The 21,450-nt window shown below is 72.2% G+C and carries 18 protein-coding genes and 1 pseudogene; 10 read left to right on the top strand and 9 right to left on the bottom strand.

Annotation, left to right across the window (positions count from 1 at the left end; all coding sequences use genetic code 11):
* The first annotated feature begins 204 nt into the window (after nucleotides 1–204).
* Nucleotides 205–648 (top strand): cell division protein SepF, encoded by a 444-nt coding sequence (locus tag J8N05_RS18105; RefSeq protein ID WP_210884040.1) that lies wholly within the window; start codon nucleotides 205–207, stop codon nucleotides 646–648.
* Between the two features lie 81 nt (nucleotides 649–729).
* Here the strand turns inward: J8N05_RS18105 and J8N05_RS18100 are convergent, their stop codons facing one another.
* Nucleotides 730–1,920 carry an acyl-CoA dehydrogenase family protein gene (locus J8N05_RS18100; protein ID WP_210884038.1) on the bottom strand — a complete coding sequence of 397 codons (1,191 nt, stop codon included), beginning with the start codon at nucleotides 1,918–1,920 and terminating at the stop codon, nucleotides 730–732.
* Nucleotides 1,921–2,139: 219 nt separating this feature from the next.
* A complete protein-coding gene (locus J8N05_RS18095) occupies nucleotides 2,140–3,753 on the bottom strand; it encodes an MFS transporter (protein ID WP_210884036.1) in 1,614 nt (537 codons plus the stop codon).
* A 271-nt stretch (nucleotides 3,754–4,024) separates the two neighbouring features.
* Here J8N05_RS18095 and J8N05_RS18090 point away from each other — a divergent pair, with 271 nt between their 5' ends.
* Nucleotides 4,025–5,194 (top strand): glycosyltransferase family 39 protein, encoded by a 1,170-nt coding sequence (locus J8N05_RS18090; protein WP_210884034.1) that lies wholly within the window; start codon nucleotides 4,025–4,027, stop codon nucleotides 5,192–5,194.
* Between the two features lie 237 nt (nucleotides 5,195–5,431).
* Complete coding sequence (locus J8N05_RS18085) at nucleotides 5,432–6,463, top strand: phosphatase PAP2 family protein (protein ID WP_210884032.1); 1,032 nt, start codon at nucleotides 5,432–5,434, stop codon at nucleotides 6,461–6,463.
* 342 nt (nucleotides 6,464–6,805) lie between these two features.
* Here J8N05_RS18085 and J8N05_RS18080 read toward each other — a convergent pair whose 3' ends face one another.
* On the bottom strand, nucleotides 6,806–7,021 hold the full coding sequence (locus J8N05_RS18080) for an I78 family peptidase inhibitor (protein WP_210884031.1): 216 nt from the start codon (nucleotides 7,019–7,021) through the stop codon (nucleotides 6,806–6,808).
* A gap of 435 nt (nucleotides 7,022–7,456) precedes the next feature.
* On the opposite strand from J8N05_RS18080, the gene ctaD reads away from it, so the two are divergent.
* Nucleotides 7,457–9,187: an aa3-type cytochrome oxidase subunit I gene (gene ctaD, locus J8N05_RS18075; protein WP_210884027.1), complete on the top strand. Its 1,731-nt coding sequence runs from the start codon at nucleotides 7,457–7,459 to the stop codon at nucleotides 9,185–9,187.
* Between the two features lie 70 nt (nucleotides 9,188–9,257).
* On the opposite strand, the gene J8N05_RS18070 is transcribed toward ctaD, so the two are convergent.
* From J8N05_RS18070 to J8N05_RS18055, 4 genes are all read right to left on the bottom strand, one after another.
* Entirely contained in the window at nucleotides 9,258–10,091 is an 834-nt protein-coding gene (locus J8N05_RS18070) for a hypothetical protein (RefSeq protein WP_210884026.1), read from the bottom strand.
* A complete protein-coding gene (locus J8N05_RS18065; RefSeq protein ID WP_210884025.1) occupies nucleotides 10,088–11,356 on the bottom strand; it encodes a glycosyltransferase family 4 protein in 1,269 nt (422 codons plus the stop codon). The genes J8N05_RS18070 and J8N05_RS18065 overlap by 4 nt, the downstream gene beginning before the upstream one ends.
* Nucleotides 11,357–11,499: 143 nt before the next feature.
* The gene (locus J8N05_RS18060; protein ID WP_210884024.1) at nucleotides 11,500–12,798 is read right to left on the bottom strand and encodes an ABC transporter substrate-binding protein; all 1,299 of its coding nucleotides are present in this window, start codon (nucleotides 12,796–12,798) and stop codon (nucleotides 11,500–11,502) included.
* Nucleotides 12,773–13,312: a hypothetical protein gene (locus J8N05_RS18055; protein WP_210884023.1), complete on the bottom strand. Its 540-nt coding sequence runs from the start codon at nucleotides 13,310–13,312 to the stop codon at nucleotides 12,773–12,775. Before J8N05_RS18055 ends, J8N05_RS18060 begins: the two co-directional genes overlap by 26 nt.
* 127 nt (nucleotides 13,313–13,439) lie before the next feature.
* On the opposite strand from J8N05_RS18055, the gene J8N05_RS18050 reads away from it, so the two are divergent.
* From J8N05_RS18050 to J8N05_RS18035, 4 genes and pseudogenes are all read left to right on the top strand, one after another.
* Nucleotides 13,440–13,973, top strand: a complete 534-nt coding sequence (locus tag J8N05_RS18050; protein WP_210884021.1) for a hypothetical protein — start codon at nucleotides 13,440–13,442, stop codon at nucleotides 13,971–13,973.
* Between the two features lie 23 nt (nucleotides 13,974–13,996).
* Nucleotides 13,997–15,844, top strand: a pseudogene (locus tag J8N05_RS18045) (branched-chain amino acid ABC transporter permease); the annotation flags it as partial.
* A 563-nt stretch (nucleotides 15,845–16,407) separates the two neighbouring features.
* Nucleotides 16,408–17,241, top strand: coding sequence for an ABC transporter ATP-binding protein (locus J8N05_RS18040; RefSeq protein WP_210884020.1), 834 nt, complete (start codon nucleotides 16,408–16,410; stop codon nucleotides 17,239–17,241).
* Nucleotides 17,238–17,939 (top strand): ATP-binding cassette domain-containing protein, encoded by a 702-nt coding sequence (locus tag J8N05_RS18035; RefSeq protein WP_210884019.1) that lies wholly within the window; start codon nucleotides 17,238–17,240, stop codon nucleotides 17,937–17,939. The genes J8N05_RS18040 and J8N05_RS18035 overlap by 4 nt, the downstream gene beginning before the upstream one ends.
* Here J8N05_RS18035 and J8N05_RS47325 read toward each other — a convergent pair.
* Together J8N05_RS47325 and J8N05_RS18025 are read right to left on the bottom strand one after the other, a co-directional pair.
* On the bottom strand, nucleotides 17,863–18,675 hold the full coding sequence (locus tag J8N05_RS47325) for a transglycosylase family protein (protein ID WP_210884017.1): 813 nt from the start codon (nucleotides 18,673–18,675) through the stop codon (nucleotides 17,863–17,865). The two genes, J8N05_RS18035 and J8N05_RS47325, sit on opposite strands and share 77 nt — an antisense overlap.
* A 236-nt stretch (nucleotides 18,676–18,911) precedes the next feature.
* Nucleotides 18,912–19,556 carry a LysM peptidoglycan-binding domain-containing protein gene (locus J8N05_RS18025; protein ID WP_210884015.1) on the bottom strand — a complete coding sequence of 215 codons (645 nt, stop codon included), beginning with the start codon at nucleotides 19,554–19,556 and terminating at the stop codon, nucleotides 18,912–18,914.
* 553 nt (nucleotides 19,557–20,109) lie between these two features.
* Here J8N05_RS18025 and J8N05_RS18020 point away from each other — a divergent pair.
* Both J8N05_RS18020 and J8N05_RS18015 read left to right on the top strand, forming a co-directional pair.
* Nucleotides 20,110–20,886, top strand: coding sequence for a hypothetical protein (locus J8N05_RS18020; protein ID WP_107021177.1), 777 nt, complete (start codon nucleotides 20,110–20,112; stop codon nucleotides 20,884–20,886).
* A 203-nt stretch (nucleotides 20,887–21,089) separates the two neighbouring features.
* Entirely contained in the window at nucleotides 21,090–21,431 is a 342-nt protein-coding gene (locus J8N05_RS18015) for a hypothetical protein (RefSeq protein ID WP_308286803.1), read from the top strand.
* Nucleotides 21,432–21,450: the final 19 nt, after the last annotated feature.

Here is a 21,450-nt window from a genome sequence, read left to right as displayed (position 1 = left end):
CCGCCGCGAAGAATCATATTTCACTCTCAGTCAGCAGCGGTGTAGCGCAGGACCCTTGGGGTACGCGGGCTCTCGACGAATTGGCTGTGCACCAGTACCGTCACGAAACCCCAGCGCGGCGTCTATCCCCTTGGCGCGACATCCGCATCATGCACGACCATGGGGATGCGGAAAGAGAGAAGACCGCTGTGAGAGGAGGCGTCCATGGGATCGGTGCGCAAGGCGAGTGCCTGGCTTGGCCTCGTCGACGACAACGATGACGAGCGTTACTACGACGACGACTACGCCGAGGGATCCGAGACCGGGAGCCGGGAGGTCTGGGTCACGGATCCTCGGGTCAAGGTGGCATCGGAGGCCGCCGAGGAGAAGGGCCGACGGATCGGCACGGTCACCCCGGACAGCTTCCGGGACGCCCGTGGCATCGGTGAACTCTTCCGCGACGGCGTGCCCGTCATCATGAACCTCACGGCCATGGAGCCCGCCGACGCCAAGCGCGTCGTCGACTTCGCGGCCGGCCTGATCTTCGGCCTGCGCGGCTCGATCGAGCGCGTGTCGAACCGGGTCTTCCTGCTGACCCCCGCCGACACCGAGATCGTCAGCGGGGAGCCCGCCGCCCGCCGTGTGGACGGCTTCTTCAACCAGAGCTAGGCAAGGCCGCTCACCGGACCCGCCTCCGGGCGCCGCGGTGGGACGTCCCCACGGGCTTCCTGCGGGATCCCCCTCGGGGTCCTACCGGAACGCGTCGAGACCGGTGAGCGCCTTGCCCAGTACCAGTTGATGCATCTCGACGGTGCCTTCGTAGGTCAGCACCGATTCGAGGTTCGTCGCGTGGCGCATGACGGGGTATTCGAGCGAGATCCCGTTGGCACCGAGGATCGTCCGTGCCGTGCGGCAGATGTCGATCGCCTCCCGCACGTTGTTGAGCTTGCCGAAACTGACCTGCTCGGGACGGAGCCGTCCCGCGTCCATCCGCCGGCCCAGGTGGTGGGCCAGCAGAATCCCCTTGTGCAGTTCGACCGCCATGTCGGCGAGCTTGGCCTGGGTGAGCTGGAATCCGCCGATGGGCCGCCCGAACTGCTCACGCGTCCTCGCGTACTCCACCGCCGCCTCGAAACTCGCCCGCGCGGCGCCCATCGAGCCCCACACGATCCCGTACCGGGCGTGGGACAGACAGCTGAGCGGGCCCTTCAGTCCGGTGACCTCCGGCAGTACGGCGTCGGCGGGCAGCCGCACCTCGTCCAGGACCAGCTCGCTGGTGACCGACGCCCGCAGTGACCACTTGTGCTTGATCTCCGGCGCGGAGAACCCGGGGCGGTCGGTCGGCACGACGAACCCGCGGATGCCGTCGTCGGTCTGCGCCCACACGACGGCGACGCCCGCCACGGACCCGTTGGTGATCCACATCTTGCGTCCGGTGAGGACCCAGTCGCCGCCGTCCCGCTTGGCGTACGTCCGCATGCCCGCGGGGTCGGACCCGTGGTCGGGCTCGGTCAGCCCGAAGCAGCCGATGACCTCGCCGGCGGCCATGCGCGGCAGCCAGGTCTGCTTCTGCTCCTCGCTGCCGAACCGGTGGATGGCGTACATCGCGAGCGAGCCCTGCACGGAGACGAGCGAGCGGATTCCGGAGTCGGCGGCCTCCAGTTCCAGACAGGCGAGGCCGTACTGCACGGCGGAGGCGCCGGCGCAGCCGTAGCCGTCGAGCGACATCCCGAGGGCGCCGATCTCGCCCAGCTCGCGCGCCAGTTCGCGGATGCCGGGCAGCTCCCCCTGCTCGTACCACTCGGCGACGTACGGCAGCACCCGATCCGCGGCCCAGGCCCGCACGGTGTCCCTGACCGCCAGATCCTCCGCGCTCAGCAGGTCGTCGACCCCCAGCGGATCGGCGGGGTCGAACGGCGGCAACTTCGAGGAAGCGGACATGGGAGCCTCCGACACGTAAAACTAGCAGTGGTAACTACGGACGATCCTCGACGTTACGACGAGGTACGGCGCACGTCCAGGATCGCCGGAAGGCTCTCGACCCGGTACGGCCCGCGGGCGCCGACGGCGGGAATGCCCCACGGGAAACCCGCACGGTGCAAGCCCCCCTCCACGGGCTGTGCGAGCGGGAAAGGCATGGGCGCGAGCCACGACGCACGGTCAGCGAACGGACTCGACCCGCACGGGCGCACCGGACCCCTCCCGAGGCCCCGGCACCTCCGCCCGAGAGGGCTCAACGCACTCCATCGCCCGCGGCAACCGCAACGCCATCACCGCCCCCAGCAACAACAGCCCCGCGCTGACCAGCAAGGTCACATGCAGTCCGTGCACGAACGCATGCCGCGCGGCGGACCGCAGCGCCTCCCCCGACCCCCCACCGAGCCGCGCGGCGACCTCGTACGCCTCCCCCAGCGAATGCCCCGCCGCGGCCGCGTCCCGGGGAGGCACCCCGGAGACGGACGCCAGCCCGGGCGCGTACGCCGCGTTCATCACGCTCCCGAGAAGCGCGATGCCGATCCCGGCCCCGAGTTGGTACGACGTCTCGCCGATCGCCGCCGCCCCACCCGCCTGCTCCGGCGGAGCCTCGCTCAGCATCGACTCGTACGCGCCGAAGAGCGTGACCTCCAGGCCGAAGCCGAGCATCACGAACCCGGTCAGCAGCAGCGGCGCGTTGTCCTCGCCGCCCATCGCCGTCAGGGTGACGACCGCGGCGGCGGTGAGGCAGAAGCCGGAGCACACCATGGTCCGCGGCCCGAAGCGCTGCAGCAGCTTCGCCCCGGCGAGCCCCGCGGCCATCGCGGCGACGGTGAGCGGCAGGAGCCGCAGCCCGGTCTCCAGCGGGGAGAGTTTCAGGACGAGCTGGAGATACTGCGCGGCGATCAGTTCGAGTCCGACCAGCGCGAGCATCGCCAGCACGATGCAGCCGACGGAGGTGCTGAAGGCGGGCCGGGCGAACATCGTGAGGTCGACCAGCGGATGCCGGCGCCGCCGCTGCCGCCGTACGAAGCCGACGAGGAGGCCGGCCCCCAGCATCAGCGGCACCGCGGTGAACAGGCTCAGCGGGTTGTCCCCACCGCCGAGCCGCTTCACGCCGAGGACGACGCCGAAGAGGCCGGCCGCGGCCATCAGCGCGCCGACGACGTCCCACGGCCCGTCGCGCTCGCCCTTCGACTCGGGCAGCAGGAGCCGGCCGACGGGCAGGCTGACGAGCATCAACGGGATGTTGATGAGGAAGACCGAGCCCCACCAGAAGTGCTCCAGGAGGAATCCGCCGAGGAGCGGTCCGACGGCCGCGCCCACCGCGGCGACGGCGCTCCAGACGCCGATGGCGAGGGCCCGCTCGCGCCGGGCGGGGAAGACCTGCCGCAGGATGGACAGCGTCGCGGGCATGATCATCGCGCCGCCGACGCCGAGCAGGGCGCGCGCCGCGATCAGCACCTGCGCGCTGTCGGCGAGGGCTGCGACGGCGGAGGCGACGCCGAAGAGCGCGTAGCCGAGGAGGAGGACGCGTCTGCGGCCGATCCGGTCGCCCAGGGTGCCGAAGAGGATGAGGAGCGAGGCGCAGACGAGCGGGTAGATGTCGACGATCCACAGCAGCTCTATCGCGCCGGGCGTGAGGTCCTCGGTGACGGCGGGCACGGCGACGTGGAGCACGGTGGCGTCGACGGCGACCAGGAGCAGGCTGACGCACAGCACCACGAGGACGACCCAGCGGTTTGCACCGGCCCCGGTCTCCCGACGGCGACGCGCGGCAGCCGTGGTCGTCCCGGACATGTACGTACCTCCCAGATGTTCCCTCGCGTTCGGCGATCCGCTGGGTGGGGACTCCCTGCGGCTGCGGCTCGGGAGGAGCGGTGTCCCGGCCCACGCAACAAAGGCGAGTGGGACGTCAGAGTACGCGAGTTCCTCCCGGCGTCGGGTGGCGGACCTCTCACGTTCTCCTGGGACACGTGTGGCGTGCGCCACGCCGCCGCCCGCCCGTCTCGTGTCCGGGCGCGCCCCCCGCCAGGGTCCGCGGTTGCGGGCCCCCTCGATAATCGAGCCCGTGACCGATCTTGAGACGCCCGCCGCGCCGCCCCGTCCGGGGCCGTCCTGGCGCCGCGCCGCGCCCGCGCTCCTCGGGTACGCGGCGGTGCGCGCGCTCGGCCTGGTGGTGCTCGCGGTGTGGAGCGCCACCCGGGACGAGAGCGCGCTGCGGCTGCTCTCGTCCCGCTGGGACTCCCTCTGGTACTCGCGGGTCGCCGAGCTGGGTTACGGCTACGAGGTGCGCCTGCCCAACGGGGACGTCCACTCGAACCTCGCGTTCTTCCCGCTGCTGCCCTGGCTGGAGCGGGCCGTGTCGGCGGTGTCCCCTCTCTCCCCCGCGCACGCGGGCCTGCTGGTGAGCTGGCTCGCCTCGCTCGCGGCGGCCTGGGGGATCTTCGCGGTCGCGGACCATGTGTACGGCCGCCGGGCCGGGGTCTGCGCCGTGCTGCTGTGGGCGGTCCTGCCGGTCGGGATCGTGCAGTCGATGGCGTACAGCGAGTCGCTGTTCACGGCGCTCGCGGCCTGGTCGCTGTACGCGGTCCTGACCGGCCGCTGGCCGACCGCGGGCCTGCTCGCCTCGCTGGCCGGTCTGACCCGCCCGGTGGGCGCGGCGGTCGTTGCGGCCGTGTGGGTGACGGCGATCGCCTCTTTCGTACGGGAGCGGAGCGTGCCCGGCGGGGAGGGCGCGTCCCGGTGGCGGCGCGCCCTGGCGATGCTGATCGCGCCCCTCGGCGCCGCGGGTTACGTCCTGTGGGTCGGTCATCGCACGGGCGGGGGCCCGCTGGGCTATCTCGACGTCCAGGCGGGCTGGCGCAACGGCTTCGACGGCGGTTACGCGTTCGCCCGGTTCGTCGCCGACAAGTTCACCTCGTTCCCGTCGGCCCTGGCCGGCCTGGGCCTGATCGCCGGGGTCGGCCTGCTCGTACGGCTGTACGTGATCTGCGTACGGCAGCGGCAGCCGTTGCCGCTCCTGGTGTACGCGGGGGTCGTCATCGCCCTCGCCCTGTGCGCGTCGAGCTATTTCGGCTCGAAACCACGCCTTCTGCTGCCCGCCTTCCCCCTGCTGCTGCCCCTCGCCGTGGCTCTCGCGCGACTGCGAACGTCCAGGTCGGCGTGGGTGCTGGCCGGTGTGGCGGTGGCGTCGGCGGTGTACGGCGCCTGGTGGCTGAACGGGTCCGGTCCGCCGTGATCACTCACGGTTGCCGGTGAGCGCCCGGAGAAGCGCACGCAAGCATTCGGTGAACGAATTCGAAAGCGCCCTAAAACTCCGCTCCGGAATGATCAATCGAATTGAAGGAAGAGCGGACGGGGGATTCCATAATCCACGGCGATAAACCCCCTTCTGAGAGCAATCCCACATCACATCGTCATCACAAAGACGGTGCTTCGGCCTGGAACACAGCTCACTCGCTGTAACGTCGATTGGGTGCGTACCGAACGAAAGCTGACTCGCCTGGACCGGGTCTTCGCCCGGCTGGACCGTGAGCCGGAACGGCCGGCCCACATCGACGTGCCCAGGATGAGCCGGCACCGGGTGGTCCTCTTCGCGTCCACGCTCGCCTTCTACGCGGCCATCGTGTGGGCCGTCGTGATCACCTCATGGCTGGTCCGGCTCGACTGGCAGGTCATGTTCTTCCGGCCGTACCAGCAGTGGCCGGAGATCCACGCGTTCCTCGACTACTACGTGGTCCTGGGCCAGCGCGGGCCCACCGCCGTGATGATCGCGGCCTGGCTGGGCTGGCGCTCCTGGCGGCAGCACACGCTGCGCCCGCTGCTCACGCTGGGCGCCTCGCTGCTGCTCCTGAACCTCACGGTCGGCGCGGCGAAGATCAGCATGGGCCGCCTCGGTCCGCACTACGCCACCAGCGTCGGCTCGAACGAGATGTGGCTGGGCGGCGACATATTCCCTTCGGGTCACACCGCCAACGCCGTCGTGACCTGGGGCATCCTCGCCTATCTGGCCTCGACGCCGAACGCTCGCCGCTGGCTGTCGGCCTTCTCCGCCGTGGTCTCCCTCGGCGTCGGCCTGACCACCGTGTACCTGGGTACGCACTGGCTCAGCGATGTGGTGCTCGGGTGGGCCGCGGGGCTGCTGATCCTGCTGGCGCTGCCCTGGTTCGAACCGCTGATCGCACGCGCGGAGTCCGGCATCTTCGACCTGCGTGATGCCTGGCGCGACCGCCGGCGTGGCGCGGCTCCGGTCGAGGTTCCCGTTCCGGCGCCCCTCACCCCTGTCGGCAGCCCGACGGTGGCGACCGGTGCGGGTGAGCAGGAGCCGGTGGTGCGTGAGCCGGTGGCCGCGTCCCGGCCCGTGCGGGCGCCGGGGCATATGGCCCCCGGGCCGCATCTGAGCCGCTCGGAGCGCACGCCGGTGACTCCGCTCGGGAGCCGGCGGCCCCCGCAGTCGGACCGGGTGACCCGCGGCACGACCTCGGCGCGGCCCGTCGCGGGCGGCTGAACGCGTCGCCCCGTGCGCTTGAACCTGCGGGTGAGTGGGGGCTTGTCGCGCAGTTCCCCGCGCCCCTGATGGGCCCCTGCCCGTGCGCTTGAATCTGCGGGCCGGTGGGGGCTGAGCGCGCAGTTCCCCGCGCCCCTCAAAAGCGGGGCTGCGCCCCGGCTTTTGCCCCGTCAGGGGCGCTCTTAGGGGCGCGGGGAACTGCGCGGCCAACCCCCACGCACCCGCACGATCGCACGCACGCACCCGATTCCGCCCCGTCAGGGGCGCTTTCAGGGGCGCGGGGAACTGCGCGACAAGCCCCCCACCGGCCCCACCGGCCCGCACACGCCGTACCAGGTCAGGTCACCCCTTCCAGCAGCGCGTGACCCGGCCCTCCGTGACCTCGAAGTTCAGTCGTCCCGACAAGTACTCCATCGTGATGATCGCCCCCGGCGGCAACGACCGCACGGTCGACCACCCGCGCGCACGGGCCTGCCGCTCCGCACCCCCCGCGTCGAGGCCGACGTACGCGTCCGGAGTGTCCGAGGGCTCCGCGGGCGGAGTGGGAATCGGTGCCATGCCGCCACGTTAGGCGCCCCCGTGCGGACACGGAACCCCGGCCCCGCCACCATCAGTCACCGGTCCCCCTCCGGTCACGCTTCTGTCACAGGACAACGACACTCGTTCCGCCCCCGCGGACATCGGCGGTTACGCAGCGAACCGTCACACGAACGGGCGGTTCCACACGTTTTCCGCCCGCCTCGGAACGTAATTCCGAACCCCTCGGGACTATCTCCGAACCGGCCGTGAATACCCCGGCCGAAAGCGGGTAACCGGACCGGTTTCCCTGCCTTTCCTTTCCGATTGCGCGGCCCCGCAAGGAAGTTGGCCCGCCACAGGAAATGAACGGTCCGAGCACAGAGCCCCGTACGCCCCCTGTCGGAGCGTGGTGCCCCGCGAGCATCATGGCGTGAGCTTCAGGAGGCCCGGAACGCGACGAGCGAGGGGGCGGCGATGGGGACGGACACCGCACAGGCGACGTCACGGCCCGTACCGGTGAAGCGGCCGGGGCGGCTGATCGTGGACTGGCTGACGACCACCGACCACAAGAAGATCGGCCACCTCTACCTCATCACGTCGTTCGCGTTCTTCCTGGTCGGCGGTCTGATGGCGTTGCTGATGCGGGCCGAGCTGGCACGGCCCGGCACGCAGCTCATCGGCAACAACACGTTCAACCAGATGTTCACGATGCACGGCACGATCATGCTGCTGCTCTTCGCGACGCCGACCTTCGCCGGTTTCGCCAACGAGATCATGCCGCTGCAGATCGGCGCGCCCGACGTCGCCTTCCCCCGGCTGAACATGCTGTCGTACTGGCTGTTCCTCTTCGGCGGGCTGATCGTGCTGGGGTCGCTGCTGGTGCCCGGCGGGCCCGCCAACTTCGGATGGTTCGCGTACGCCCCGCTGAACAGCATGGAGCGGTCCCCCGGCATCGGCGCCGACATGTGGATCATGGGGCTCGCGCTGGCCGGCTTCGGCACGATCCTCGGCGCGGTGAACTTCCTGACGACGATCATCGGGATGCGCGCCCCGGGCATGACGATGTTCCGGATGCCGATCTTCACGTGGAACACGCTGTTCACGTCGATCCTGATCCTGCTGGCGTTCCCGGTGCTCGCCGCCGCGCTCCTGGTCCTTGAGGCGGACCGGAGGTTCGGCTCGCAGGTCTTCGCCTCGGCCAACGGCGGGGCGCTGCTGTGGCAGCACCTCTTCTGGTTCTTCGGCCATCCCGAGGTCTACATCATCGCGCTGCCGTTCTTCGGGATCATCACGGAGATCATCCCGGTCTTCAGCAGGAAGCCGATCTTCGGCTATCTGACACTGGTCGGCGCCACGATGGCCATCACCGGTCTGTCCGTGGTCGTGTGGGCCCATCACATGTTCGCGACGGGCGCGGTGCTGCTGCCGTTCTTCTCGTTCGTGTCGTTCCTGATCGCGGTGCCCACGGGGGTGAAGTTCTTCAACTGGACCGGGACGATGCTGAAGGGCTCGCTGTCCTTCGAGACGCCCATGCTCTGGGCGACGGGCTTCCTGGTGTCGTTCCTGTTCGGCGGCCTCACCGGGGTGATCCTGGCCTCGCCGCCGCTGGACTTCCACGTCACGGACACGTACTTCGTGGTGGCGCACTTCCACTACGTGGTGTTCGGCACCGTCGTGTTCGCGACCTTCGGCGGCTTCTACTTCTGGTGGCCCAAGTTCACCGGCAAGATGCTCGACGAACGGCTCGGCAAGCTGCACTTCTGGACGCTCTTCGTGGGCTTCCACACCACGTTCCTGGTGCAGCACTGGCTGGGCGCGGAGGGCATGCCGCGCCGCTACGCCGACTATCTGGCGGCCGACGGGTTCACGGCGCTCAACACCATCTCGTCGATCGGGGCGTTCCTGCTGGGCATGTCGACGCTGCCGTTCCTCTACAACGTCTGGAAGACGTCCAGGTACGGCGTGCCGGTCGAGGCCGACGACCCCTGGGGCTTCGGCCGCTCGCTGGAGTGGGCGACCTCGTGCCCGCCGCCACGGCACAACTTCACCACGCTGCCCAGGATCCGTTCCGAGTCACCGGCGTTCGACCTGCACCATCCGCGGTTCGCGGCGATCACACCGCCCCGGACGCGCTCCGGCCAGGAGGACAGCCCGCAGATCCGCTTCGGCCAGGAGCGTCCGGGGGCCGGCCCCGAGCAGTACTGACCGTGTCGGCGTCGGCCGCGGGCGCGTCGTGGCCGGGCGCGCAGTTCCCCGCGCCCCTTCGGGGCGCGGCCTAGCCGGCCGCCGCCGTGACGGTCACCGAGAGGTCGTTGTCGCTCGTGTAGTACGGGCCGGCCGTCACCGGGCCGTACTCCGTCTCCACCGTGACCTTCGGGTACGTGAAGATGGGCTTCTTGTCGGCGATGTCGTCGAGCAGCCGCGCGATCCGTACCCGCGGCCCGCTCTCCCCCGCCGGGCGCAGCCACAGGTCCCACACCCCCTCGGGCAGGTCGCCGTAGTCCACGGTGAAGCGGAACAGCGCCTGGTCCCGGTGGACCCCGAGCCTCGCCCCGGGGTGCGTCTCCCCGCGGCCGGTCAGTTCGGCGTACGCGTCCGGCGTGAGCGCGACCCCGTACACCTGGCCGTGGACGCCGAGGCCGCCCTCTCCTATGTGCAGTTCGCCGGCCTCCGCGTGCGGGGCGCGCAGCCAGCTGCGGACGGAGAGGTTGCCGTGCTTGGTCGCGTACGGGATACGGACGGCGACATGGCCGCGTGCGCCGCTCGGCACCCGGTCGACGAGCGAGCGCAGGTCGTTGAGGCCGGGGGTGAGGCGCTGCGGCTCGCCGTCGCCGGTCTGCGCGAAGGCGTCCCAGCGGCCCTCGGGCAGTTCGACGAAGCTGGGCAGCGCGGCGCGCAGCCGTCCGTCGGCGGCCGGGGCGAGCGGCAGCCGGACCTCCTGGATGCCGTCGCGGTGGATCAGTACGAGGTGGGTGTCCCCGTTCTCGGCGGGTTCGGCCATGTCGAAGGTGAGGCCGCCCGCGGAGTCGGCGAGGCAGTCGGCGCGCGGCGGCACGGCGGCGTCCTCGTCGGTGGGCGTCTGCGCGGTCTGCGGAGCCAGCGTCATCATGCGGAACGCTCCTTCCCGAACACGGTCAGTCCGGCGTCCCGCACGGCGTACGCGCCGCCGAGCAGGGCCCCTCGGGTGCGGTGCAGTGAGCCGCGCACCCGGCCGATCTTCGAGGTGCCGCCCCGCGAGGCGAGACCGCTGAAGATCGATTCGTAGCGCTCGGCGATCCGTGCCGGGTCGAAGCGCTCGGAGTCCTTGAGCGCCGCGTCCGCCATCTGCCGGCGCAGCGCGTCGTCGTTGATGAGTTCGAGCAGGCCGCCCGCGATGGCCTGAACGTTCCCCACCTGCACGAGGCGTCCGTCCACGCCGTTGTCGATGATCTCCCCCGGGCCGTGCGGGCAGTCGGTGGAGACGACGGGCAGGCCGCAGCGCATGGCCTCGACGATGGTCATGCCGAACGATTCGAGGCTGGAGGTGACGGCCGCGATGGAGCCCTTGGCCCACTCCGGCTCGATGGGATGGGCCGCTCCCATCAGCAGGACGTGGTTGTAGAGGCCGCGTTCGTCGATGAGGTGGCGCAGCTTGTCCTTCTGCTTCCCGCTGCCGTAGATCCGCAGGCGCCAGTCGGGCCGCTCGGCGCGCACCAGGTCGAAGGCCTTGATCAGCAGGTCGTACCGCTTGACCGGGGCGAGCCGGCCGGCCGCGACGACCCATTTGCCGGTGCCGTCCGCGGGCTCTATCACGGGCGCGGGCACCGAGTTGGGCACGGCCTCGACCCGCACCCCGGGCAGCCGCATCTTCGTGCGGTAGGCGGCGGCGTCCGCCTCCGTGGTCGTGGTGACGGCGTCGAGGCGGGGGTAGGCGCCGCGCAGTTCGGTGCGCAGGCCGACCGAGTGACTGTCGAGGGTGAGGTGCTCCTGGCCGACACGGGCCGGGCCACGCCTGGTCTCGCGGGCCAGATGCACGTTCAGGCCGGGGCGGGTGCCGACCACGACGTCGGCGTCGGTCGTGGAGAGATGCTCGGCGATACGGCGGTCGGTCAGGGCGCTGTACTGCTCGTAGCGGATCTCTCCCTTCGGGAAGACCCGGGCCGGTTTCCGGTGGTCGGGGTCGTCGCCCTCGTATCCGGGGCCGCCCTTGCGCAGATCGACGAGGTGGCGCAGGCGCACGCGCGGGTTGCGTGCGAAGACCGGCTCCTCGCGGTGGCGGAGGACGGAGACGATCTCCACGTCGTGCTGTTCGGCCAGGGTGTTCGCAAGGTTGTACGTCGTCCGGATCGTCCCACCGATTCCGTAGGCGTTGTGTATAAGGAAGGAAATCTGCATGCGTCCCCGTATCTCCGGCTCATCCAGCTACCAGAGGGTTAGACCGGGGTACGGATGTGATGGTTGGGCTCGCTTATCACTCTGTTCCCCAACAGTTGCGCCATCGGTAACCGGATGAGGGAACCTTTCGGGGCCCGTACGCATCAGGGCTTGTAGGAGAGCTGCGGGACGTCGTAGCAGTCGCGGTCCATGTCCCCCTGGCTCACCCATCCGCGGGCGTCCTCCCAACGGGCCACCGACAGACACGTCCTGCGTGTCCTGGGCGGTTCGGGCAGGTGGGCGAACCGGACCGGCAGCAGCAGTCCCTTCGCGGTGTACGGCTTGCCCGTGGCCAGGTACCGGTCGACGCACGCGCGCGTGACGCCCGTCTTCGCGCAGGAGCGGGCCGCGTCCGTGAACCACATCGCGGCGGCCCAGCCCTCCACCTGCCACTGCGAGCGGGTCTTCAGTGCCTTCGTGCCGTCCCTGAACTCCCGTACGGCCTCGTGGCCGGTGTCCTCGTAGTTGCGGCTCGCGCCCGTCGCCCACAGGGTGTTGCGGCAGCGCGGGGCGTCCTTGTAGTCCTCGCGGACGGTGGACGTCCAGTTCTGCACGTTGGTGACCTTGGCGAGGACCTCCGCGCCGACGTCGTCCATCGCCTGGCACAGCCGGGCGTTGCCGTAGGTGTCGATGGCGTCGAAGACCAGGTCGGCGCCCCGCTCCTTCAGATCGGCCGCGGCGGCACGGAAGTTGGGCAGCGCGAAGTCGACCTGCTCGGTGACGACCTCGTACCCCTCGGCGCGCAGGCCCCGGACCACGAGCCGCGCGTACGCCGCCGACGCGGACTGGTTGTACGAGACGACGGCCGCTGTTCGGGCGCCCTGTTTCTCCTTGAAGTAGCGGTAGATCTCGGTGCCGCCGTACAACTCGCCGTCCCAGCCGGGCTTTCCGTTCCGGGGCGCGAGGCTGCCGTAGATCCCGTAGAGGTGCGGCCAGGTGTCGTAGGCCGCGCCGATGGGCTGTCCGCCGATGTCGGGCACGCGCGCGCGGGAGACCCGGGAGGCGCCCGCGTAGTCGAGGGCGGTGGTGGCGACGAGGGCCACCACCTGGTCCTCGTCGACGAGCCGGTGCACGCACTCGTTGTTGCCGACGCCGCTGCCGCCGTCGTCGCACGTACGGACCTCGACCCGGCGTCCCGCGATGCCGCCGCGCGCGTTCAGGGCGTCGAACCAGGCTTTCGCGCCGTCGCGGGGCCCGGTGAAGGCGTCGCCGCCGACCGGGCTGGTGGCGCTCGTGACGATGCCCACGCGGATCGGCTCCGCGGTGGTGGGGGCGGGTGTGCGGTCGGGCCGGTTCTCGAAGTCGCTCTCCGGGAGGCGGCTGCCGCAGGCCGTGCCCACCAGGAGCAGCAGGAACAGCAGGCCCACGACAGCGGGTTCAGCAGCCCGGACCCGGCGAGGCATTGCCGCTCAGCGTGACCAGACCGCACAGCGTCTTGACCGACACCTTCCAGGTGCCGTCCTGTTCGACGGAGGTCCCGGCGGCGTCCGGCATGACCGTGGCGCCCTTCAGGGTGAGTGTGTACGTGACGTCCGCGTCGGTCGGCGAGGTGAAGGCGACCTTGCTCACCGTCGCCTCGACCTGCCCGCCGCGCTCGTCGCCGCTGAAGCTCTTCAGGACCGCGCCCATCGCGTCGCCGTTCTCCAGGACGGCCTGTTTCTCCTTCGTGGGGACGGCGGGGTCGAAGAACTTCTTCCAGTTCTCCTCGATCTCCTTCTCGGCCGCCGCCGGGTCGTCCGGGGCGCTCGCGCTCGGACTCGGTCCGGCCTGCGAGGTCCGCTCCGCGGAGGGCGAGGGCGGACTCGTGTCGTCACCGCCGCTGTCGTCGCCGCACGCCGTGAGGGCCGGGGCGAGAAGGAGCACCGCCACCACCAGCCCCCGGCCCGTACCCCGCCTGAGATCACTCCCGAGAACCATCTGGCCCACCACCGGGTGTCGGTCCGGGCCATGCGCGCCCGGAGCTTTCAGGGACAGCTTCCAGAAGGCATAGTGCAAGTCCGTCGGCGGACTTGGAAGACAGCCGGACACATCATGTGGAGCCCCCATGCGGACTGCTCGACTGCGGAATGTGCGTCCCGTCCTCTGGGCCGGGTGGGCGGCGCTCGCCACGGGCGCGGTGCTGTGCGTCCTGGGCTGGTACGGGATCTCCGGCGAGCGGTACGCGGAACGGCAGTTGCCGTACCTCGCGTCCTGCACGGTGCCCGGAGCGGCCCTGATCATCGCCGCGGCGGTCCTCCTCGCCCACGGCGGGAACGCCCTCGCGGCGGCCCGCGTGGAGGAGTTGTACGGGCTCCTGGTGGCGGCCGACCCCGAGGACGCCGCCTCCGCCGACGGGACGGCCGCCGCGCCCGTGGCGGTCGGCGGGGATCTGCTGATGGTGCCGGGCGGCACGCTGTGGCACCGCGCGGACTGCCCGTTGGTCGCCGGGAAACCGGAGGCCCTGCCGGTCGACTCACGGGTCCTCGCGGGCGGCGACCTCGCCCCCTGCCCGATCTGCGAACCCACGGCCTCGGACGACCCGCCGGACGATCCGCCCGACGTCGCCCCGGACGATTCCTCGTCCGGGGCGGCCGGCTGATGTCGTCACTCATGTCGTCACCGATGTCATCGCTGACGTACGACCTCACGCTCGCCGGGCTCTCCGTGGGCAGCGCCGCGGCCCTCACCGGGATCGGACTGGTCGTCACGCACCGGGCGACCGGCGTGCTCAACTTCGCGCACGGCGCGATCGCGATGGTGTGCGCCTATCTGCTGCGCGGGCTCACCGTCGAGTGGGGCTGGCCGCTCGCGCTCGCCGCGCCGCTCACCCTGCTGGTGGTGGCCCCGGCGATCGGTGTGGCGCTGGAACGATTCGTCTTCCGTCCCCTGGCCGTCCTGGGCGGCGACCCCGCGCAGACCCTCGTCGCGTCCATCGGCGTGTTCGTCCTGCTCGTCGGCGGGGCGGCGCTCGTATGGGGTCCGGGCGCGCGCCCGGACGCGCCGACGCTCGTCTCCGCGGACCCCTGGGGGCAGTTGGCGGTGACGCTCGTCCTGGCCGCGGGGGTGGGAGCGGTGATCCGGTGGACCCGTTTCGGCCGGGAACTGCGGGCCGTCGTCGACGACCGTTCGCTCGCCGCGCTGACCGGCGTCGACGCGGACCGGGTGGCCGCGGCGGGCTGGGCGTTCGGCTCGTTCACCGCGGGCCTGACGGGGGTGCTGCTGGCTCCGTACGTACGTCTGGACCCGTACGGCATGCCCTTGCTGGTGATGGAGGTGGTGGCGGTCGCGGTGGCCGCCCGGATGCGGAGCCTGCCGGTGGCGGTGGTGGCGGCCCTGGGCATCGGCGTCGCCCAGAGCCAGCTGACCCGGCTGCACCCCGGGGGCCGCCTCGAACCCCTCCTCCAGGCGGTCGGCGCGAACCTCTTCGTCGTCGCCCTGCTGGTCGCCGCCCTCGTGCTGCCGGGGATCGGCGCCCGGGACGCCCTCCCGCGCACGGCGACGGCCCGCGTACCGACCCCGCCGGGCGCGTGGATCGTCGCGGTGGTCCTGTTCCTGCTCCCCCTGGGCTTCGCGGGAACGGACCTGCACACGGCGGTCCAGGTACCGGCGCTGGGCGTCATCCTGCTCTCCCTGGTCGTCGTCACGGGCCGCGGCGGCCAGCTCTCCCTCGGCCAGGCCGCGTACGCGGGTCTGGGCGCCCTCTTCACCGCGCTGCTGACGGCGGGCCGCTTCCCGGGCCTGCCCGCGCTCCCGGAACTGCCGGCGCTCCTGACCGCGGTGCTGCTGGTGGCCCCGCTCGGGCTGCTGACGGGCTGGCCCGCCATCCGCCGCCACGGCCTGGCCCTCGCCCTGGCGACCTTCGCGGTGGGCGTCGGCGTCAGCCGCTTCGTCTTCGCCCAGCCGTACGCGACCTCAGGCCTCACGCTGGACCGCCCGGCGGCCTTCGAGAGCGACCGCGCGTACTACGCACTGGAACTCACCCTGCTCGCGGGCGCGTTGTGGGCCGCCCACGCGCTGCGCCGGGGCCGAACCGGCCGGGCCCTGGCCGCGATGCGGGACCACGAGGCGGGCGCGTCGGCGGCGGGCGTCCGCGTCCCGGCGCTAAAGCTGACGGCCTTCGTGGCGGGCGCGGCCCTGGCCGCGCTGGGCGGCGGCATGCTCGGCATGGGCGTACGCGCCTTCGACCCGGCGGCGTACGACCCCGTCCGCGGGCTGCTGTGGTTCGCCGCGATCGTGGTGCTCGGCGCCGACAGCGTCCTGGGCGCCCTGCTCGCGGCGGCCCTCCTGGTCGGCCTCGACGCGGGCACCCGGGGCGGGGTGGCGGCGGCGGTGATCGGCCTCCTCGCGGTCCTGGTCGGCCGCTTCCCCGGCGGCCCGTACGACGCCCTGCGCACTGCTGCCGAACGCCTGCGCCCGGGCGGGCAGGTGAGGTTGACCCCGCTGGGGGCCGGGGCGAGGCAAGCGGTACGGGCACGGGACTCGGGCACGCCCCGGGGGCCGGCGTCCTCAGCGGGGGCGCCTGTCGTGTCAGCGCCCGTGGCGGGGAGTGCCTGGCCTGCGGTGGGCACGTCCGCCGCCCCGGACACGGACACGCTGCGCTTTCGCACGGCCGGGCGACCGCTGGTCCGGCGACCGATACCGCCGGTCGGGCCGGACGCGGACGGATCCGGCGCGGACGGATCCGGCACGGACGGATCCGGCACGGACGGATCCGGCACGGACGGATCCGGCACGGACGGATCCGGCGCCCGGTGGCCGTCCGGCACGACGGAACGGGCCGGTCCCGGCGGCCGTGAGGCGCCCGACCCGGCACAGGGCGAGTGCGCCCCGGCGACCCCGGGTGCCCCGAGCCCGGCGGCACCGGGGACACCCCGCCCCGGCAGGCGCGGCGGCCGTGAGGCCCCCGGCCCTGCCCCGGGCGAGCCCGCCCCGGGGCCAGCCCGCCCCGGGGCCGCTCCCCGCGCCGCCCGCACGGCGGAACGGGCCGGGCCCGGCCGGGCCCTGGGCCGCGCACGGCCTCGGGGCCGCCCGCGATGGCGCCCTCGGCTGGCGCGGGTGGCTCCGGTGGTACCGCGGGGGCCAGTTCGGGGAGGCGCGGCCGTGCGCGTGGGGCGGGGTCCCTTCGCCGCCGGGGCGGACTCGTGGTGCCCGGTCTTCCCGTTCTGCGGGTCCGGGAACTGCGCGTCGCCTACGGCGGGTTCACCGTTCTGGACGGGGTCGACCTCGATCTTCCGCCCGGTCGGATCACCGCGGTGGTCGGGCCCAACGGGGCCGGGAAGAGCACGCTGTTCCACTGTCTCGCCGGAACCGTTCGACCGGTGTCGGGCAGGGTCGTGCTCGGCGAACGGGACATCACCCGGCTGCCCGCCCACGCGCGGACGCGGCTCGGCATCGCCCGCACGTTTCAGCAACTGGCCGTCTTCCCGACCCTGACCGTGGCCGAGAACGTCCGCGTGGGCGCCGAACAGGGACGCGTCATGGACACGGGAGCGGCGGCGGAACGGGCCCTGCGCCTGCTCGGGCTCGACGGGGCCGTACGGACGCTGCCGGCCGCGGACCTGCCCACCGGGACCCTGCGCCGCGTCGAACTCGCCCGGGCCCTGGCAGGAGGCCCCCGCGTCCTGCTGCTCGACGAACCCGCGGCCGGGCTCGACACGGGCGAGGTGACGGCGCTGGCCCGCGTGCTGCGCGCGCTCGCCGCCGACGGAACGACCCTGCTCGTCGTGGAGCACGATCTCGACCTGGTGGCCGACCTCGCCGACACCGTGCACGTCATGACCGCGGGCCGCGTCGTCGCCTCCGGCCCCGCCGACCACGTACTCGAAGGGCCGGCCGAGTACGACGAGTCAGGCAGGTCCGGCGGATGAGCGCGGCCGGGGTCTCGCTGCGCCACGCGCGCGTGCGCTACGGCCCGCTGGAGGCCCTGCACGGTGTCACCCTCCACGCGCCCGCCCCCGGCGTCACCGTCCTGCTCGGCCGCAACGGCTCGGGCCGTACGACCGCGCTCCGCGCCCTGGCCGGCACCCTGCCCCTGTCCCACGGCGCCGTGGTCTGGGACGGCGCCGACGTCACGCGCCTGCCCGCCTACGAACGGGCCCGCCGGGGCCTGTGCCTGGTCCCGGACCGCCGTGCGGTGTTCGCCTCGCTCACGGTCCGCGAAAACCTCGAACTGGCCGCCTCCGGAAGCCCCTTCTCCCCCGCCCTCGACGCCTACCCCCGGCTCGCCGCCCTGCTGCCGAGGAGAGCGGGCACGCTCTCCGGCGGTGAGCAGCGCATGCTCGCCCTCTCCCGCGCCCTGCTGGCACGCGCGCGCGTGGTCCTCGTCGACGAACCCGCACAGGGCATGTCCCCGACGGTCGCGGCCTGCACGTACGAGCTGCTGCTCGGCCTCGACGCCTGCGTGGTCGTGGCCGAGCAGCGGCTGCCGCCCGCCCTGTGCGCCGGCACGACGACGATCGTGTACGAACTCCGGCGCGGCGCGGTCGTGTTCAGCGGCGAGGCGAGCGAGACGGGGACGGGGACAGGGACAGGGACGGGTCCACCAGGACCGGCGAGGCCGATGTGACCGGCGCGGAGGGGCCGGCCGAGGCAACCGGAAGGACCGGTTGAGCCGGCTGGGTCGGCTGGGTCGGTTGAGCCGGCTGGGTCCAGGGGACCGACGGAGTCGGACTGCTCGGGCGGCTCGGGCGGCTCGGGGTAGGCGTGGGCTTGCCCCCTCCCCCCGCCTGGGCAGTGAGCCGCCGTCCCGGGCCCGCCCCCTTCGGGAGCCGCAGCATCGTGCCGACGTTCAGACGGTCCGGGCGCGCTCCGACCAGCTGCCGGTTGAGCTTGTAGAGCGCCTTCCACCCGCCTTTGACACGGTACGACCGGGCGATCGACGCAAGGCTCTCCCCCGGCCTCACCACATGCGCGCGGCCTGCGAGCCCGTACCTCTTGGAGCAGACGGGCCACGCCTTCCAGCCCTGGACGCGCAGCACTTCCTCGGCGACCTTGATCTGCTCGTCGCGCGTGGCCAGGTCGGCACGCCGGGCGTAGGCGAGGCCGCCGAACGTCCGCCAGGTGGGCTGCCAGAACTGCAGCCCTCCGTAGAAGCCGTTCCCGGTGTTCGCGTTCCAGCGGCCGGAGCTCTCGCACTTCGCGACGCAGCCCCACGGCCAGCGGTCCTTCGCACAGGCGTACGGCGCCCGGTCCGCCGTCGCGGGACCGGACGCCGGGGTCGGTGGTGCCGCCGCCTCAGCGGGAACCGGCAGGGCCAGAACCGCGGCGACGACGGCCGCGTACCGCATGCGCTTGATCGACATCGGGCCACGCTAGGTGGGGGTACGGCGCCCTTCCGCGAGCCGCGCGGGCGGTTAAAGGGGGCCCACCCGGTCGGCTGCGGCCCGGTGGGGGGGCTGAGCGCGCAGTTCCCCGCGCCCCTGAAGGGGCAAAAGCAGGGGCGCAGCCCCGTTTTTGAGGGGCGCGGGGAACTGCGCGGCCCGCCCCCACCGGACCCGCAGCCGAACTCAGTCCCTCAGATCCTCAGACACTCAGACCCTCAGACCTTCAGCCGCTGCCCAGGCACGATGACATCGGGATCCCCGCCGATGACGGCCCGGTTCGCGGCATAGACGCGCTGCCACGACGTCCCGTGCCGCGCCGCGATACCGCTCAACGTGTCACCACTGCGGACGGTGTAGCCACCACGAGACGCCCCACGGCCGGTGTGCCCCGTAGATCGCTCCGATGCCTTCGAAGACTTCGACGGCTTCGACGGCTTCGACTGCTTCGACGGCGCCGCCTTGCCGGAGGCCCCGGACGCGGCCCCCGCCGGGGCACTCCCGGACGCGCCCGCGCGCGCCGCGCAGGTGGGCCACGCGCCCCACCCCTGCGCACGCTGCACCTTCGTGGCGACAGCGATCTGCTGCGCCTTGGAGGCCCTGTCGGCCGTGGACGCGTAGGCCGTACCGCCGTACGCGCGCCAGGAGCCGGCGGAAAACTGGAGCCCTCCGTAGTAGCCGTTCCCGGTGTTGATGTGCCAGTTGCCGCCGCTCTCGCACTGGGCGATGCGGTCCCACACCCCGCTGTCCGCAGCGGCGGCGTTGCCGTTCGCGGCGAGCAGTCCGAGCGGGGCGAGCAGCGCCGCCCCGGCGAGAACCGCGGTCGTACGAGCCTTACGGGTGTTGTCGGCACATTCGGACATGTATTTCCCTCTCGAAGGACCCGGGGTCCCCCGAGGCGGTACGGGACCGCCGCGTCTCGACGCGGTCGCCCCGACCCGCCCCGTCCGCCGTACGTGGTGCGAAGTGCTGCGGGTGGTGCGGGTGGTGCGGGTGGTGCGGGTGGCGGACGTACCCGAGCGGTGCTCGCTGCACACGGCGGAGCAATGTAGAGAAGGGAGGGGCCCGATTTCAACCAACTCCTTGTCATTCCAGGCCAGTTCGCCGTTACCTCAGGTATCGTCGATTTTGAGCCACCCACTTCATTCATGGATTTCCTGATTTGTCGACCATCGACCCCGGCGATCTGTGACTCAGGTCACCGGACCAACTTCCCTGCTGATCAAGGGAGTTGGCGTGGAGTGACGGATTCCGCCGCCGGGTTCACCCTGTGCGCAGGATGGTTCGATTCCGTTCGCTCTGGGGCGTGACCCCCGCCACAGATCCTCCGTTGTCATCTTCATGAGCCGGGAACCCATCCGGTTCACGGACCGGGAGCCCCCGGCCACAACACGCACCGCACCCGAGGAGCCCCCCGTGCCGCGCATGCTCGACGTCAGCGACGACGTACGCGCCGAGATCGGCGACGAAGAAGCCGACCGGCTGCTCGCCGGAGAGAACGCCCCGGGCAGTTACGACTGCACGTCCTGCCGCACCCAGGGCGACTCCGAACAGGAGCGCACCAGCACCGTCCTGTTCATCGGCGACGAGACGGCCGTACTCGCGTTCGCCCACGCCACCTGCCTGCCCTCGCAGGTCGTCCAGGTGACCGAGGAGCAGCTGCAGGGCGCCGTCCGGTCCATCACCGGGGACGAGCGCCCCTCCGAGGCCCTGCCCGAGCAGGCCGTCCTCGGCGTCACCAGCGGACTCATCCTGCTGGGCGGCGAACTGCACCCCGCGCTCGTCGTCGAACCGACCGGGCGCATCGCCCGGCCGGGCACCACCGGAGGGGGCGGCGACGACTTCCTGCCGCTCCTCATCGAGCAGGGCTTCATGCCGGTCAGTCAGCTCACCGAGGTGCCGCCCGTGCTGCACGGCTGGTCCGTGCTGCTCGCGATGGGCCAGCTGCACGCGGTCCTGCAGCCCAGCAGCAGTGGTGGCTCGCCCGTCGCCTGGTGGCAGGCCCATCAGCCGCTCCAGGTCACCGACAGCTGGCGGGCGGCCGCCAACAAGCACCAGCAGGTGCTGCTGTTCGCGGCCCCGGTCGGCTCGATCGGCCGACAGCCCCGCGAGGACCTGCTGCGCGACGCCCTCGACAAGGCCGCGGTGGGCGGCCGGCTGGTGGCGAGCGCGATGCCCCTTGCCGGCACCTGACAGGCAGCGGGCCCGTACCGGATCCGCACCGGGCCCGTACCCGATCCGTACTGGACCCGCACCGGATCCACACCCGTCCGGCAGCGCTGTGACCTGCGAAATCGGTCCGTCGGCCGCATCCGAAGGGCGGCGGGGTCGTTGGCACGTACGTGTACACCTACGACACCCCCCGCCGCCTGCCCCACTCGTCACCGATCCCGGCCATGCGGCCGGTCCGGGACGCCACGGGCAGCTCCTCGGCCACCCCGATCTACGACGCGCTCTACGCGGAGTACCTCAGGACCTTCCGGGCCCTGCCGGGTGACCGCGTCGGCGAGGAGGAGCTGGGCTTCACGGCTTTCGGGGCCGGCCCGCACGCACCGGGGCTGCACGGGGCAGGGCTGCACGGATCAGGGCTGCATGGATCGGGCCTGCACAACGCCGGTCTGCTCAGCAGTGGCTCGTACGGCTCGGGCGCGTACACGCCGACCGTGTACGGCCTGCGGCAGCACGCCACGGGTCTGACGCCGGCGGCGCTGCCGCCCGGTCCGCGCAGGGAACGCTGACGCGGGCTGAACGGAACGG

The sequence above is a fragment of the Streptomyces liliiviolaceus genome, from assembly GCF_018070025.1.
GTDB classification, from domain to species: domain Bacteria; phylum Actinomycetota; class Actinomycetes; order Streptomycetales; family Streptomycetaceae; genus Streptomyces; species Streptomyces liliiviolaceus.
This window is presented reverse-complemented; position numbering and strand designations above follow the sequence as displayed.